Raw genomic sequence first — 15,156 nt, 5'->3', positions numbered from 1 at the left:
ATGAAACCAAAAGCCCTCTTTCCGTTATACTCCTCGGGGAGAATAACGGAAAGAGGGCCATTTTTTAAACATTTGGAATAATATAAGAATTATTCAACGCCATCTTTGAAATGTTTGCTCCAATGTTTGTCGCCTTTGTGCAACAGATCTTCTACTGTTTTCTCAAGCGTCAGCAAGAGCTGTGCTCGTACATCAAGCACGGTTTCTCTGTACAAGCGTTCTTCCGTTCCGACGATTTTGTCGCCGTATAATGCTTGTGCAGCGGTGTACTTCCGATGTTCCTCAACCAGGGTATCAATAGACTGCAATGCATGTTCCACAAAATGGGATATGCTTTGATATTCTTTGGGCATTTGTTCTTTTAACGCTTGAATTTTTGCAAGAGCTGGCATGCTCATCACCTCGTGTTATGAATGTAAATTTACAATACACTGTTTTCATGAAAATTACATTAAAATGAGCTTAAATTTGTACAAAATTTGAACTTTTTTATTTTCAATGCTATAAGTGTTGTTAGCTATAATGTATGCCATTGTAATTAAATTGAGTCGTGTAAGTACTGGAATGACTTTTGAGCTGGCTTGATGACTCGTTATGCAATTTCTGTTATTCTAAGAGAAGATTTCAGCGGCCCCAATACATAAGCCGTTATTTTGTTATGGCAATATAAAAATATACTTAACTTTGCAACAATTTTATTGATGGTCACGTCTGTAAGGTTGCAGGGAGAGGGGGATCCTTTGTGGTAGAGCCGGAACTCATCAGAGCCGCTCAATCGGGCGATCGCGACGCTCTAATTACCCTATTGCGGGACATTGAACAGCATGTTTATCGGACCGCATATTACATTCTAAATAATGAACAGGACGCTTTGGATGCTGCTCAGGAAGCGTTGATCCGAATTTACACCAAGATTAACTCATATGAGGAAAAGGCCCAGTTTAAGACGTGGGTACAGCGCATCGTCACGAATATCTGTATTGATAAATTCAGAAGAACCAAGCCTTCCGTCTCCATTGACGAGCATGATATGGTTTTTCAGGACAATCAGGACGTGGAATTCGAAGTGATGTCCACGTATGTGGCAAAGGATATACAGGATGCTATTAATAAGCTACCTGAGCATCACCGTACCGTTATTGTTCTAAGATATTTGCAGGACTTATCCTATAACGAAATTGCGGATTGCCTCGATCTTCCGTTGAATACGGTTAAATCTTATTTATTTAGAGCCAGACAGCAATTACAGAATCTACTACAGGAGTATCAGAAAGGTGGTGTGACAGGATGAAATGCGAAGAGGTGGTGGAATGGATGCACCGGTATCTGGATCATGATCTGGGTGAGGCCGAAACCGCGCAGATGCTACAGCATGTGGCCCAATGCGCGGAGTGCGCCGAAAATTTTAGTTTGCTCAGAGCTCTCTCCAGAGAACTGGAAGATTTGCCGCAGGTAACCCCGAGATTCAGTCTGGTTGACGCCATTATGCCCCAATTGGATGCAATCGACGAAGCGAAAAGAGAACAAAGCAGTACAATACAGGAAATGAGTCCTGTCCCTGCTGCATTTGAGAATTTACAGCGTTCAAGTGAGCGGAAACCGAAGCAAAAATGGTTGAATTCCATGGCTGGTCGGATGTCCTTGGGTGCAGCAGCAGCAGCTGTTGTTCTCGGTATAGCAATCTTTGGATATCAGCCAGAGAAGATAGAGAATGCCGAAGTGATGATGAGCACTGGAAGTAATCAAGAAGGCGGAAATGCCGATCAAAATCCAGTGAGCAGAGAGATTAACAACGATGAACCATCCGCTGCATCGAGTGATAGCAGTTCATTAATTGAAGATTTTAACCAGCCATTTGTTGAAGATAAAAAACTTCAAGAGACTGCTCCTGAGGAAGATGGCTCCGAGAAGGCACAGGAACCTGTAACAAAGGAAAATCCAACGCCTAAACAGCCAGCTTCCGGGTCCGAAACGAACAAGAGTACTGATACGAAGGGCACTCCTTCCAGTTCCGATTCTGCTGATAGTACGAAAAGTGTGAATCAGCAAAAAAATGAGGATACAGGAACTGCTACCGCACCACCAGCAGGCTCTGATGGAAACGGAGCAACGGAGCCTGAAACTGGGGACGCACAATCATTCACTTCTCAGGATATGCCCGACATTAAGGTAGAAGAGCCAACGGAGAGTACGACGACTCCTGATTCCGAGACGGGTATGGATGCAGCGGGAGGCAACAAAGGATTCGCTGCCACAGATTCGGGTGCCCTTTCCAATACAACTCCAAAAGAATGGAAGTCACCAGATGGCTCCTATCTGGTCATGCTGCTCGACGATCAGATCAGCATCTACTCTAAATCTGCCAATGACCCGGATGTGCTTAATTTGGTCGAGCAGCGAAATGTGGGGGGGACGCTAAAATCTGCGAGTTGGTCCACGGATAGTACCGTATTCAATTATGAGACGGATAAAGATGGGACAACAGTGAAGAAATCATTTAATGTTTCCACTGCTTCGAGTGGAACATCTGCCAAATAGGCGGTAAATCACACATTTGGACTCCAGACTTGCCGAACATTTCTGTTGCATTGAGAATATACTGGGAGTAACAACAACGTCCTATCTCAGTTACAACAACTGACGTCGTATGACCGCTATACCAGCCTTTTCTAGAATTGTTGGTGTTAGCGTTTATATAGATGTAGGACAGGGGGCCTTCATCCGTTAAGCGGATGTAAGGTCCCTTTGTTGTCTGTCACGTTTTCTGGTAGGATAAGAGGATAAGGGGGCACCGTGATGGATGTAAAGAGTGCGACAAAGGCAATACGTAGTGGGGAAACGGCTCCGGTATATGTGCTGTACGGAACGGAGAAATACCAGATACAGCAGTTTACGGATATGTTAAAAGAACAGGTTATTGAAGAAGAACACCGTGATTTTGCAATCATTCCATATGATCTCTCCGAAACAGCTGTGGAGGTGGTCATCGAAGAAGCGGAGACGGTTCCTTTTCTTGTTCCACGTAAACTTATCATTGTTCGCGATGCCAATTTGTTTACAGCGGGCAAGGATTCTAAAATTGATCACCAGGTCGACCGACTGCTTACATATATGGACAATCCGGCAGATTATAGTACTATAGTTTTCCTGGCACAAGGGGATAAGCTGGATGAACGTAAAAAACTGGTGAAGGCAGCCAAGAAACAAGCGGTTGTCCTTGCATTTGCTCCGCTGAGCGGTGAGGAGCTGCTGAGTTGGATTATCAAGCTGGCGAAGCAACGGGATGTTTCTTTTGAAGCTGGAGCGGCTGACACGCTTGTGAGTTATGCAGGCACAGGCCTGCAGACGTTATCTGCGGAAGTGGACAAGTTGTGTTTGTTCGCTGGTAACGGAGGCACGATCAAACGCGAAGATATCGAATCACTGGTGGCACGAAGTACAGAGCAGAATGTATTCGCAATGGTGGAAGAGCTTGCTAACTTGAGGCTGGAGAAGGCTTTGGGCCTTTTTTATGAGCTTCTGAAGCAGCGTGAAGAACCAATCAAAATTGCAGCGCTGATCGCCCGTCAATTCCGAATCATGATCCAGGTGAAAGAGTTAGGTCAGCAGAGTTACTCTCAACAGCAGATTGCCAGCCAGCTTGGTCTGCATCCGTACGCTGTGAAGATCGCCGGCGAGCAGGCACGTAAATTTCAGGCGGAACGTTTAAGGCTGATTTTGAGTCATCTCAGTGAACTGGATTATCAGATGAAGACGGGGGCAGTGGATAAAGTGTTGGGATTGGAGCTGTTCTTGTTAAGGCTTGGTGCATAGATATAGATATAACTGTAAGACAAAACGGCCTCTATTCCGTTGATCGTATGATCATCGGAATAGAGGCCGTTTTGTATGTGGGAAGCTTATAGAATCAGATACTAAAAAATCCTGAAAGCTCTTGCTGTTCAGGATTTTTCCATTAGATCGTATAAGTAACGCTTCTTACGCTTGTGCGGAAAGAGCGTTCAGTTTTTTCGCCAAGCGAGACTTTTTGCGGGCTGCAGCATTTTTATGAACCAGACCTTTAGTTACAGCCTTGTCCAGCTTTTTGGAAGCAGCTTGAATCGCAGCTTTTGCAGTATCAACTTCGTTACTTACCAGAGCAGCATCAGCAGCTTTAACAGCTGTACGGAGTGCAGATTTCTGGGAAGCGTTGAGTGCGCGGCGCTTGTCGCTCGTTTTTACGCGTTTAACAGCGGATTTGATGTTTGGCATTACATTCACCTCCTGTAAGGCATTTGCATGAATACAAACGTTTCACAACTTAAAATATTCTAGCATGCTGGCATGCAAATTGCAACAGATTTTCCTATGATATTCGATAGTGCTGCATAAAGCACACCATTTTCCCACACAATATGCTCAAATGCGGTAAGGGAGGCAGGGACAGATGACACTGGATTTGCAAAATTATGCAGTTCGCACCGACTTGGCGATTGACTCCAAGGAAATGGCGCAGGGTGGGCAGAAGCAGACGATTCCCGGGCTACGGGAAGATGTGGAAAAGAAAGATGGTATCACTATTACGCGTATTGATGTGCTGAATGAAGCAGCTGCTACAGCCATTGGACGTGTGAAGGGGCACTACGTCACATTGGAGGTCCCTTCGCTTCGTAACGGGGATACCGATCTTCAGGAACGGGTGGCTGCAGAATTTACGCGAGAGATGGAGGATTTTTTGGCAAAGGCGGGCATCAACAAGACGTCCAAGGTGCTGATTGTCGGTTTGGGCAACCTGAACGTCACACCCGATTCACTGGGTCCGCTGGTGGTGGAGAATTTAATGGTTACGCGCCAGTATTTTGAACTAGTACCGGATCAGGTTGCACCCGGTTATCGTGAAGTCAGTGCCATTGCGCCGGGTGTATTGGGCACAACAGGTATTGAATCCAGTGACATCGTGCAAGCGATTGTGGACCGGACGAAGCCGGATGCAATCATTGCGATTGATGCGCTGGCCTCACGCTCTCTGGAACGTGTCAATACAACGATTCAGGTCGCAGACATCGGCATCCATCCCGGCTCGGGCATTGGTAACAAGCGACGTGGATTGACACGTGAAATATTGGGTGTTCCCTGCATCGCCATCGGTGTGCCTACCGTATGTTATGCGTCCACTATCGTGAATAACGTCATTGAAATGATGCGTACTCATTTTAGACAAGAGACCGATCAGACGAAACAGATCATGGGCATGCTGGACGATATTGGTGAAAATGACCGCCTAAGTTTAGTAAAAGAAGTATTGGAGCCGCTGGGTCATGATCTGATTGTAACCCCCAAGGAAATCGACGAATTTGTCGAAGATATTGCCAATATTATTGCAACAGGTCTGAACGCAGCTCTCCATGATGCGGTAAATGCTGAGAATGTAGCTGCCTACACTCATTAATTGAAATTTGTAAGTTAAATGTTTGAGGCTCCTGAGAAGAAGGTCCGAATCTATCGGACTTTCTTTTTTTGTGCAATCTTCTTTTTCCTGTTCTATCAAATCTGGCAGGCTCATAGAGTTGAAGTATAAGCGTTGTCCAGCAGGGAAGGAGACAGAAGCAATGAACAAAATATTGGCATGGAATATTGGTAAATGGAAAAAAAGATGTTTGCACGTGCTGGCCATGGGTCGTACGTTGTTGTTGCTTATGATTATATCGGCTTTGTTTTTTGTAGTCCTCGGTCTGGGAGGTATGGCAGAGAAGCGTTTGAATAACTCGCCAGTCTCTTCTATGAAAGGATTTGCGGGAGCTGTATCAAGCAGCTTTTTTGTGGACATGCTCGGCATGGAGATGCCGCATTTAACTCAAAAGGAACAGGCTTCTGCATTTTCTGGTGAAAATCTCACTTCATTTGTATTTCAACTGCTAACGAATGTGAACCCGCAGGATCCCAAAAGCCTGATTGCTAGAGAAATGCCAGGCATGGGTTCCAATCAACCAGTACTGCTTCGACCGGGGTCAGGTAACGCCAAGGCTGAAGCCCCAGAAGATTATCAGCCGGGTCCGGGACTCATTGATACCGCCTCCGCAGGCGGTGGAAAGTTAGGTGGCGAGCAGCATGTTCCGTCAGGTCAGGATAATACTGATCCATCCGATCCGCAGGGATCGGGGGATGGCGAAGTCAAGGGAGATCCACCACCGAAGAGTGGCGGGAAGGAACCTAGCACACCAACAACAGGGAAAAAAGCGATCCTTGTCTATCATTCCCACCCACGTGAAGGATACAACCCACTTTTGGGCACGAAAAGTGACAATCCTTCCTCTGGTAAATCTACGGGCAATGTTTTTCAAGTGGGAACCTACTTGTCCGACAGTCTGGAGAAGCTGGGCATAGGCGTGGAACACGCTCAGGAAGATTACCCGACGAAGGTTAAAGATTATAACTGGAATTATTCCTATAAATACTCCCGTCAGACCGTAAAAGCTGCTCTTGCTCAAAATGACGATCTTACGTATCTCATCGACATTCATCGTGACTCACAGCGTCATAACAAAACAACGACGACCATTAATAATTTGGGCTATGCCAAAGTATATTTTATTATCGGACATGAGAATCCAAACTGGCAGCAGAATGAAGCCTTTGCAGCGAAAATTCATAAAAAGCTGGAAGCAAAATATCCAGGGGTATCTCGCGGCGTGTGGGGTAAGGACGGTGGCGGAGCCAACAATGGCGAGTACAATCAGACGCTCTCACCCAACAGCATATTAATTGAGATTGGCGGCATCGACAATACAGCTGCTGAACTGGAGCGGACATCCAAAGTGCTCGCCGACATGATTGCAGAGGTGTACTGGGATGATCAGAAGGTGGACAAAGCGAGTGCGGAAAAAACATCTCAAGGCGGCTAGTATTCTTAAATAGAAGAATCAAAGATATAACAGGAGGCGAGGAATGTGTCCAGATTCGGTAAAAGATTGTTTTCCATCTGTGTATTAATGTTGCTGGGTGTTCTGTTTGGAATGCAGCTGGCAGGCAGCAACTTTAATAGAGGCGATGATTCGGCCGGCAACCCTGCAGTTGTGAAAACTCAGCCGGTGTCACCGTCTGCCGAATCTGTCCCGACCGAGCCCGTACAACAGGAGGTCAAAGAACCTCCAGCTGTACCAGTTCCGACACCGAGTCAGTTGCTTGGCGCAGAACAGAGTAAAGCACCCGTGGACGTGCTTGCAGACAAAACGGCAGGACTTCTCCAAAATCTGTCTCATAACGGAATGAAGTGGGTTGTATCCTTATTTAGCGGAGTCGCTGAATAAAAGACGATGAAATACAGGCACAATAAACCCTTGGGAGCTTGCGAATATGACGCATATTATAAAGTTGAGACAACGCGGGATTGATGCACCCTGCATCAACTGTTATAATGAAGTGATTGACACTAGGCTGTTTCTGGGGGTAAGGAATGACTGACATTCGGGCAAGACAACGTAAAATTCGTAACTTTTCTATTATTGCACATATAGATCACGGCAAATCAACACTTGCGGACCGGATCTTGGAGTACACAGGTGCGCTCACTTCACGTGAAATGCAGGAACAAGTTCTGGATAAGATGGACCTTGAACGCGAACGTGGAATAACGATCAAGCTACAAGCAGTAGCACTGACTTACAAAGCAGATGACGGTGAAGAGTATTTATTGAATCTCATTGATACACCGGGACACGTAGACTTCACGTATGAAGTCTCACGCAGTCTTGCTGCATGTGAAGGTGCTCTGCTGGTTGTGGATGCGGCACAGGGCATTGAAGCCCAGACGCTCGCTAACGTATATCTGGCATTGGATAACAATCTTGAAATTTTACCGGTTATCAACAAAATTGACCTTCCAAGTGCTGATCCTGAACGGGTGAAACAGGAAGTGGAAGATGTCATTGGCTTGGATACAAGCAATGCAGTTCTGGCTTCGGCCAAAGCAGGAATCGGAATTAAAGAGATTCTGGAGCAAGTTGTACAGAGTGTACCGGCACCTCAAGGTGATCCTGACCAGCCTTTGAAAGCACTGATTTTTGACTCGCACTATGACCCTTACAAAGGTGTAATCGTCTATGTGCGTGTGATCGATGGCATGATCAAATCGGGTTCCAAAATCAAAATGATGGCAACAGGTAAATCGTTTGAAGTGATTGAAGTTGGAGCGTTCAAACCTCGCATGACCATCGTGGACGAGCTGAACGTCGGGGACGTTGGATTTATCGTTGCAGGTATCCGGCATGTAGGCGATACACAAGTCGGGGATACGGTAACAGACGCCAAAAATCCAACGCTTGAACCGCTGGCGGGCTACCGCAAAATTAATCCAATGGTATACTGCGGTCTCTATCCGATTGAAACATCGGACTATGTTGACCTGCGTGAAGCACTTGAGAAATTGCAGTTGAACGATGCGTCTCTGAGCTTTGAACCGGAAACATCCAGTGCACTCGGTTTTGGATTCCGTTGTGGATTTCTTGGACTGCTTCACATGGACGTTATCCAGGAGCGGATCGAGCGGGAGTTTAACATTCCGTTGATCACAACTGCACCAAGTGTAATCTATCATGTAACCTTAACGAATGGTGAAGTGATGAGAATCGACAACCCATCCAATTATCCTGAGGTGGGACGGATTGATTACGTCGAGGAACCATACGTCAAGGCAGATATTATCGTACCGAATGATTATGTAGGTACTATTATGGAGCTGTGTCAGAATAAACGCGGTGAATATGTGAATATGGAATATCTGGACACCACGCGGGTTACCATTACCTATGAGATTCCGTTGTCCGAGATTGTATATGACTTCTTCGACCAGTTGAAATCCGGTACCAAAGGATATGCATCCCTGGATTATGAACTGTCCGGTTACCGTCAGTCCAATCTGGCGAAAATGGATATTGTACTTAATGGCGAACAGGTTGATGCTCTGTCCTTCATCGTTCACCGTGACCGTGCCTATAACCGCGGACGCATTGTCTGTGAGAAGCTGCGCGAGCTGATTCCACGGCAAATGTTCGAGGTGCCAATTCAGGCATCTGTAGGTACCAAGGTCGTTGCTCGTGAAACGGTAAAAGCCATGCGTAAAAACGTACTTGCCAAGTGTTATGGCGGTGACATCTCGCGGAAACGGAAACTGCTTGAGAAGCAGAAGGAAGGTAAGAAGCGGATGAAGCAGGTCGGTAACGTAGAGGTGCCGCAGGAAGCGTTCATGGCGGTGCTGAAAATTGATGATTAAACAATCTATTTTGAGGTACAACACTGAATGTGTGTATTCAAATTAGATTAATAAATCTTTTTGGGTACATCACACAGTGTTTGTATCAAAGTTGAATTGCAAGACGTTTGCTTGCAAACATGGGTACAACACAGAATAACCAATAAACCAAGCTGAAAGGGAAGCCGGATGGCTTTCCTTTTTTCAAATAGAGGGGGACTTGCCATGACATTGGCAGCACACAGCCGGAAAACAGGTGCACCCCAAGCGGTGTATCTTCACATTCCCTTTTGCACAAATAAATGTTTCTACTGCGATTTTAACTCCTATGTATTGAAGGACCAGCCTGTTATGCAGTATCTTGAAGCGCTGGAACGGGAGATGGAACATACAGTTAAAGCGAATCCGCCGGGAGAAATCAAAACCATATTTGTAGGCGGTGGCACGCCGACTGCACTGAAACCGGACGAAATGGCCGTATTCCTGAAGTCCGTTAAAACCTATTTCCCAAACTGGGCAGATGATATCGAGTTTTCAATGGAAGCTAACCCGGGCACGACCGATGCAGAGAAGCTCGCAGTCATGAAAGAAGGCGGAGTGAACCGCGTCAGCTTTGGGGTACAGGCTTTTCAGAATGACCTCCTTACAGGCATTGGCCGGATTCATAATACAGATGATGTATACCGCAGTTTGGAAAATGCCCGAGCAGCTGGATTGCATAACTTGTCCATTGACCTGATGTTTGGTTTGCCAAACCAGACTGTCGAGATGCTGAACGAAAGTATCGACAAAGCGCTGGAACTGGATCTGCCGCATTACTCCATATACAGCCTGAAGGTGGAGGAGAATACTCTTTTCCATACGTTATATCAGAAGAACCAGCTGCCGCTTCCTCATGAAGATGACGAGTTGCAAATGTATCTTCTATTAATGAAGCGTATGAAAGAAGCAGGCTACGGACAATACGAGATCAGTAACTTTGCCAAACCCGGCTTCGAGAGCCGTCACAATATCACGTACTGGCGCAATGAAGACTATTACGGTCTGGGTGCAGGTGCACATGGATATGTAGGCCGCGAACGCCATATGAATATAAAAGGTATAAACCCGTATGTTGAAGCTTCCAAAGGAGGCCTGCCGCGTCTCGATCATTTTGAAATCAGTCGTGCCGAGGCCATGGAAGATTACCTGATGGTTGGGTTGAGAATGCTGGAGGGTGCTTCCTCCTCACGGTTTAGCGATCAGTTCGGGGAGCCTATGGAGGAAGTGTTTGCGAAGCCTTTGGGCAAAATGTTGAACGCAGGACTGCTGGAGAAGACGCCAGACGGCTTCCGGCTTAGTGAACAGGGCATCCTGTTCGGAAATGATGTTTTTGCCGAGTTTATCGGGTCCATATCGCTGAATTCGTAGCTTGAAATTCTATACGCTCTGTTGTATATTTATTCATATTGATTTTACAGAGCGTGTAATTTATACAACTACGAAGTCGGCTTTCCTCTGGAAAGCTTCTATAGGAGGAGAGCTGGATGTCGGCCATATGCAGAAAAGCCGTACCGGAAGATGTTGAACCATTATTTGAAATGATTAAGGGCTATGCAGAGCGTGGGATCATGCTTCCGCGTTCACGGGAAGTACTGCAACGGCAGCTGGATCACTTTGTCGTAGCTGAAGTGAATGGTGAGGTTGTGGGCTGTGGGTCTCTCTGTCGTTTGGGCAATGATCTGGTGGAAGTCAGATCGCTCGGCATCTCCGAAGGTCACAAAGGCATGGGCATTGGCTCACTGCTGCTGGATCGGCTGGTAGAGGAAGCGGAGAAACAACAGATTCCCAAGGTCATGGCGTTAACATATGAAGTCTCCTTTTTTCTCAAAAACGGTTTTGCCGTGGTGGATAAGGAGATTTTCCCAGAAAAAGTATGGACGGACTGTGTTCATTGCAGCAAACAGGATTGCTGTGATGAGATTGCCGTATTGAAAGAGTTGAACATTTCAGCCTGATAAACGAATGAACCGTATGGATTGAGCCGAGTAACACTCTATCTCACCTGCGGTTCTTTTTAATTCATGAGATGTACAGTAAAGTGGTTATGTCTTGGAGACATTGGTCTATACTATAAATAGATGAGCGTACTCATCAAACTGACTTGACAATGTTCACGTCATTTTGGTATTTTTGTATTACCGCTTAGCACTCATCTAACCGGAGTGCTAACGACATGGGACAGTGCAGTCAGAAGGAGGGAATACTCACCATGTTAACAGAGCGTCAACGAATGATTCTGAACGCTATAGTGGATGACTATATCCGTTCAGCTGAGCCCGTAGGGTCCCGAAGCATTTCCAAAAGGGGAGATGTTGGATACAGTCCGGCGACGATCCGTAATGAAATGGCGGACCTTGAAGATATGGGCTTTCTGGAACAGCCGCATACATCTGCTGGACGCATTCCTTCGCACAAAGGCTATCGATATTATGTCGATCATTTGGTTCCGTGGAATCAGGTGGAGCCGCAAGAGCTGGACGATCTAAAGTCATTCTTTGCGGAAAAGCTGAACGTGATGGAACAAGTGATTCAGCATGCCTCGGTCATTTTGTCTCATATGACGAATTATACTTCGATCCTGCTCGGACCGGAAGTTTTTCACACGTCACTTCGTCATTTTCAACTGCTTCCGCTTAATGAAAGCGAGGCTGTGGCCATCATCGTAACGAACACGGGTCAGGTGGAGAACAAGACCGTTCAGATTCCACCCGAAATTTCGGTAGCGGAGATGGAAAATGTAGTTCGTTTATTAAACAGCAAGCTGGTCGGCGTGCCGATTTACAAATTAAAGTCTCGTCTCTACACCGAGCTTGGGCAAGAGATGGAACGGCATATTACACGTTATGAGGAAGTCATGCAGGTGCTGAACAGCGCCTTTGACAACGAGCATGACAATCGTCTGTTCCTTAGCGGTGCCACCAATATGTTGACCCAGCCAGAGTTTAAGGATATCGAAAAAGTAAAAGATATTCTGGACCTGCTAGATGAAACACCAACACTCATGAAATTGATGATGCCCGTGCAGGGTGGATCTGGTATTCAGGTGCGAATAGGTACCGAGAATGATCATGAAGCCTTCGCCAATTGCAGCCTGATAACGGCATCCTATTCATTGGATGGAGAGGCTTTGGGCTCCATCGGAATATTGGGACCTACGCGAATGGATTACGCACGTGTCATTCATATTTTAAATACATTATCCCGTGATTTGACTGCTATGCTAACACATCGCTTCAAATAAGGGATTGAACCATTTCATTCTTATAAGGAGGTGAACATCTTGAAAGAGGAGCAATCATTCGCAGCAGAAGAACAGGAAGCAACTACAGCAGCGGAGCAGGAGCCTGTCAACGAAGCCGGAGCTGCAGAAGCACAGGCGGAAGAGATGACAGATCAGGAGCAAGATGAGATCGCACGTTTGAAGGCGGAAGCTGAGGAACATCAACAACGTTTTGTTCGTGCGCAAGCTGATTTTGATAACTTCCGTCGTCGTACTCAAAAGGAAAAAGAAGAACTGGCGAAATACGCTTCGATGAAGCTGGTCACCGAACTGGTGCCGGTCATTGATAACTTCGAGCGTGCCATGGCTACTGTACCGGAAGGTACTGAAGTCGAGTCCTTCTCCAAAGGCATCGAAATGATCTTCCGTCAGCTGGAGACAGTACTGAGCAATGAAGGTCTGACGTCAATGGATACGGTAGGACAACCGTTTAATCCCGAATTCCACCAAGCAATCATGTCCGTGGAGAGCGACGAGTATGAAGAAGGTACCGTTGTTGAGGAAGTCCAAAAAGGCTATATGCTGAAGGATAAAGTACTTCGTCCGGCTATGGTTAAAGTTAGCTCATAATTTCTGTTACAGAATGAATTGAGTTCACTCTTGATTGTACGATGCCACCGAAGTTTAATATAAAGGTCAGTACACACATAGAGCACGATTAGGAACAACAAATACAAATAAGGATCAATCTGATCCATTTAAATTGTCGAGGGAGGAAATTTTCCGATGAGCAAAGTAATCGGTATTGACTTAGGAACAACAAACTCATGCGTAGCGGTTATGGAAGGCGGCGAGGCTGTCGTTATTCCAAATCCGGAAGGCGCACGTACAACCCCATCCGTAGTAGGTTTCAAAAAAGATGGAGAACGCGTTGTCGGTGAAACGGCTAAACGTCAAGCAATCACAAATCCGGATCGTACAATCATCTCGATCAAACGTCATATGGGTACATCCCACAAAGAAACAATCGATAGCAAAGATTACTCTCCACAAGAGATCTCTGCAATCATCCTGCAAAAACTGAAATCCGATGCTGAAGCATATCTGGGTCAAACGGTAACTCAAGCGGTTATCACGGTACCAGCTTACTTCAATGACAGCCAGCGTCAAGCAACCAAAGATGCAGGTAAAATCGCAGGTCTGGAAGTTCTGCGTATCGTCAACGAGCCAACAGCAGCAGCTTTGGCATACGGTATGGAGAAATCCGAAGACCAAACGATTCTCGTATATGACTTGGGTGGCGGTACATTCGACGTATCCATCCTTGAACTGGGTGACGGCTTCTTCGAAGTTAAAGCGACCAGCGGTGATAACCAACTGGGTGGCGATGACTTTGACCAAGTAATCATTGATTATCTCGTAAGTGAATTCAAAAAAGATCAAGGCATTGACTTGAGCAAAGATAAAGCAGCGGTTCAACGTTTGAAAGATGCAGCGGAAAAAGCGAAAAAAGAACTTTCCGGCGTATTGACTACAACGATTTCCCTGCCGTTCATCACGGTAGCTGATGGCGTTCCTCAACATTTGGAGTTGAACCTGAGCCGTGCGAAATTCGAAGAAATCTCTGCTGGTCTGGTTGAGCGTACGCTTGAACCAACTCGTCGTGCACTGAGCGATGCTGGAATGACAGCTAATGATATCGACAAAATCGTATTGGTTGGTGGTTCCACACGTATTCCTGCAGTACAGGAAGCAATCAAAAAACTGACAGGTAAAGAGCCTCACAAAGGCGTTAACCCGGATGAAGTTGTAGCTTTGGGTGCTGCTGTACAAGCGGGCGTACTGACAGGTGACGTGAAAGACGTTGTATTGCTTGACGTAACTCCATTGTCCCTGGGTATTGAAACTGCGGGTGGCGTATTCACTAAGATGATCGAGCGTAACACAACGATCCCTACAAGCAAATCCCAAGTGTTCTCCACTTACGCAGACAACCAACCGAGCGTTGAGATTCACGTTCTGCAAGGGGAGCGCGAAATGGCAGCGGGTAACAAATCCCTCGGTCGCTTCATGCTGGGAGACATTCCACCGGCTCCACGTGGCGTTCCGCAAATCGAAGTTAGCTTCGATATTGATGCCAATGGTATCGTTAACGTATCTGCAACAGACAAAGGTACAAACAAAACTCAAAAAATCACCATCACTTCTTCCAGCGGTCTGAGCGATGCTGAAGTTGAACAAATGATGAAAGATGCTGAGTTGCATGCAGAAGAAGACAAAAAGCGCAAAGAACTCGTTGAAGCGAAAAACAGCGCAGATCAACTGATCTACTCTGTTGACAAAACGATCAAAGATCTTGGCGAAAAAGCAGATGCTGGTGAAGTTGAAAAAGCGAATGCTGCAAAAGAAAAACTGCAAGGCGTCCTGGCTTCCGACAATCTGGAAGACATCAAAGCTGCTACAGAAGAACTGACAGAGATCGTTCAACAACTGTCCGTAAAACTGTATGAGCAAGCACAAGCTCAAGAGCAAGCAGCTCAAGGCGCTGAAGAGCAACAAGGTTCTGCAAAACGTGACAACGTCGTAGACGCTGATTACGAAGTTGTGGATGAAGATAAAAAACAAAACTAATTCACGTTTTTTGGTGAATTAATCATCGGTGACGTTC

The 15,156-nt window shown here is 46.1% G+C and carries 14 protein-coding genes; 12 read left to right on the top strand and 2 right to left on the bottom strand.

Features of this window, described 5'->3' with window-relative positions:
• Positions 1 to 89: 89 nt before the first annotated feature.
• Positions 90 to 392 (bottom strand): hypothetical protein, encoded by a 303-nt coding sequence (locus QP794_RS16785; RefSeq protein ID WP_024628508.1) that lies wholly within the window; start codon positions 390 to 392, stop codon positions 90 to 92.
• A 350-nt stretch (positions 393 to 742) separates the two neighbouring features.
• Here QP794_RS16785 and QP794_RS16780 point away from each other — a divergent pair, with 350 nt between their 5' ends.
• The 3 genes from QP794_RS16780 to holA all read left to right on the top strand — a co-directional run bounded on the left by QP794_RS16780 (position 743) and on the right by holA (position 3,813).
• A complete protein-coding gene (locus QP794_RS16780; protein ID WP_024628507.1) occupies positions 743 to 1,291 on the top strand; it encodes an RNA polymerase sigma factor in 549 nt (182 codons plus the stop codon).
• Complete coding sequence (locus tag QP794_RS16775) at positions 1,288 to 2,538, top strand: anti-sigma factor family protein (RefSeq protein ID WP_285078144.1); 1,251 nt, start codon at positions 1,288 to 1,290, stop codon at positions 2,536 to 2,538. The genes QP794_RS16780 and QP794_RS16775 overlap by 4 nt, the downstream gene beginning before the upstream one ends.
• 258 nt (positions 2,539 to 2,796) lie before the next feature.
• Positions 2,797 to 3,813, top strand: a complete 1,017-nt coding sequence (holA, locus tag QP794_RS16770; RefSeq protein WP_285078143.1) for a DNA polymerase III subunit delta — start codon at positions 2,797 to 2,799, stop codon at positions 3,811 to 3,813.
• Positions 3,814 to 3,978: 165 nt separating this feature from the next.
• On the opposite strand, the gene rpsT is transcribed toward holA, so the two are convergent.
• A complete protein-coding gene (gene rpsT / locus QP794_RS16765; RefSeq protein WP_024628504.1) occupies positions 3,979 to 4,251 on the bottom strand; it encodes a 30S ribosomal protein S20 in 273 nt (90 codons plus the stop codon).
• Positions 4,252 to 4,426: 175 nt separating this feature from the next.
• Between rpsT and gpr the strand changes: the two genes are divergently transcribed.
• The 9 genes from gpr (at position 4,427) to dnaK (ending at position 15,119) form a co-directional block, all read left to right on the top strand.
• Entirely contained in the window at positions 4,427 to 5,428 is a 1,002-nt protein-coding gene (gene gpr, locus QP794_RS16760; RefSeq protein WP_094937947.1) for a GPR endopeptidase, read from the top strand.
• Positions 5,429 to 5,588: 160 nt separating this feature from the next.
• Positions 5,589 to 6,881 (top strand): stage II sporulation protein P, encoded by a 1,293-nt coding sequence (locus tag QP794_RS16755; RefSeq protein ID WP_285078142.1) that lies wholly within the window; start codon positions 5,589 to 5,591, stop codon positions 6,879 to 6,881.
• Between the two features lie 45 nt (positions 6,882 to 6,926).
• Positions 6,927 to 7,286, top strand: coding sequence for a hypothetical protein (locus QP794_RS16750; RefSeq protein WP_285078141.1), 360 nt, complete (start codon positions 6,927 to 6,929; stop codon positions 7,284 to 7,286).
• A 146-nt stretch (positions 7,287 to 7,432) separates the two neighbouring features.
• A complete protein-coding gene (lepA, locus tag QP794_RS16745) occupies positions 7,433 to 9,247 on the top strand; it encodes a translation elongation factor 4 (protein WP_024628500.1) in 1,815 nt (604 codons plus the stop codon).
• Between the two features lie 204 nt (positions 9,248 to 9,451).
• Positions 9,452 to 10,636 carry a radical SAM family heme chaperone HemW gene (hemW, locus tag QP794_RS16740; protein ID WP_024628499.1) on the top strand — a complete coding sequence of 395 codons (1,185 nt, stop codon included), beginning with the start codon at positions 9,452 to 9,454 and terminating at the stop codon, positions 10,634 to 10,636.
• A 116-nt stretch (positions 10,637 to 10,752) separates the two neighbouring features.
• A complete protein-coding gene (locus tag QP794_RS16735) occupies positions 10,753 to 11,223 on the top strand; it encodes an N-acetyltransferase (protein ID WP_094937945.1) in 471 nt (156 codons plus the stop codon).
• 254 nt (positions 11,224 to 11,477) lie between these two features.
• On the top strand, positions 11,478 to 12,509 hold the full coding sequence (hrcA, locus tag QP794_RS16730) for a heat-inducible transcriptional repressor HrcA (protein WP_062328691.1): 1,032 nt from the start codon (positions 11,478 to 11,480) through the stop codon (positions 12,507 to 12,509).
• A 39-nt stretch (positions 12,510 to 12,548) separates the two neighbouring features.
• Complete coding sequence (gene grpE, locus QP794_RS16725; protein WP_285078140.1) at positions 12,549 to 13,118, top strand: nucleotide exchange factor GrpE; 570 nt, start codon at positions 12,549 to 12,551, stop codon at positions 13,116 to 13,118.
• A gap of 156 nt (positions 13,119 to 13,274) precedes the next feature.
• The gene (dnaK, locus tag QP794_RS16720; protein WP_079349668.1) at positions 13,275 to 15,119 is read left to right on the top strand and encodes a molecular chaperone DnaK; all 1,845 of its coding nucleotides are present in this window, start codon (positions 13,275 to 13,277) and stop codon (positions 15,117 to 15,119) included.
• The last annotated feature ends 37 nt before the right edge of the window (positions 15,120 to 15,156 follow it).

Origin of the sequence: Paenibacillus sp. UMB7766-LJ446 (assembly GCF_030226665.1) — a bacterium.
Classification (GTDB): domain Bacteria; phylum Bacillota; class Bacilli; order Paenibacillales; family Paenibacillaceae; genus Paenibacillus; species Paenibacillus vandeheii.
This window is presented reverse-complemented; position numbering and strand designations above follow the sequence as displayed.

What these genes read in the sequence shown, in the direction of transcription:
- QP794_RS16785 (WP_024628508.1), bottom strand. Translation starts at nt 392, where the DNA reads ATGCCAGCTCTTGCAAAAATTCAAGCGTTAAAAGAACAAATGCCCAAA.
- QP794_RS16775 (WP_285078144.1), top strand. Translation starts at nt 1,288, where the DNA reads ATGAAATGCGAAGAGGTGGTGGAATGGATGCACCGGTATCTGGATCAT.
- holA (WP_285078143.1), top strand. Translation starts at nt 2,797, where the DNA reads ATGGATGTAAAGAGTGCGACAAAGGCAATACGTAGTGGGGAAACGGCT.
- rpsT (WP_024628504.1), bottom strand. Translation starts at nt 4,251, where the DNA reads ATGCCAAACATCAAATCCGCTGTTAAACGCGTAAAAACGAGCGACAAG.
- gpr (WP_094937947.1), top strand. Translation starts at nt 4,427, where the DNA reads ATGACACTGGATTTGCAAAATTATGCAGTTCGCACCGACTTGGCGATT.
- QP794_RS16755 (WP_285078142.1), top strand. Translation starts at nt 5,589, where the DNA reads ATGAACAAAATATTGGCATGGAATATTGGTAAATGGAAAAAAAGATGT.
- lepA (WP_024628500.1), top strand. Translation starts at nt 7,433, where the DNA reads ATGACTGACATTCGGGCAAGACAACGTAAAATTCGTAACTTTTCTATT.
- hemW (WP_024628499.1), top strand. Translation starts at nt 9,452, where the DNA reads ATGACATTGGCAGCACACAGCCGGAAAACAGGTGCACCCCAAGCGGTG.
- QP794_RS16735 (WP_094937945.1), top strand. Translation starts at nt 10,753, where the DNA reads ATGTCGGCCATATGCAGAAAAGCCGTACCGGAAGATGTTGAACCATTA.
- hrcA (WP_062328691.1), top strand. Translation starts at nt 11,478, where the DNA reads ATGTTAACAGAGCGTCAACGAATGATTCTGAACGCTATAGTGGATGAC.
- dnaK (WP_079349668.1), top strand. Translation starts at nt 13,275, where the DNA reads ATGAGCAAAGTAATCGGTATTGACTTAGGAACAACAAACTCATGCGTA.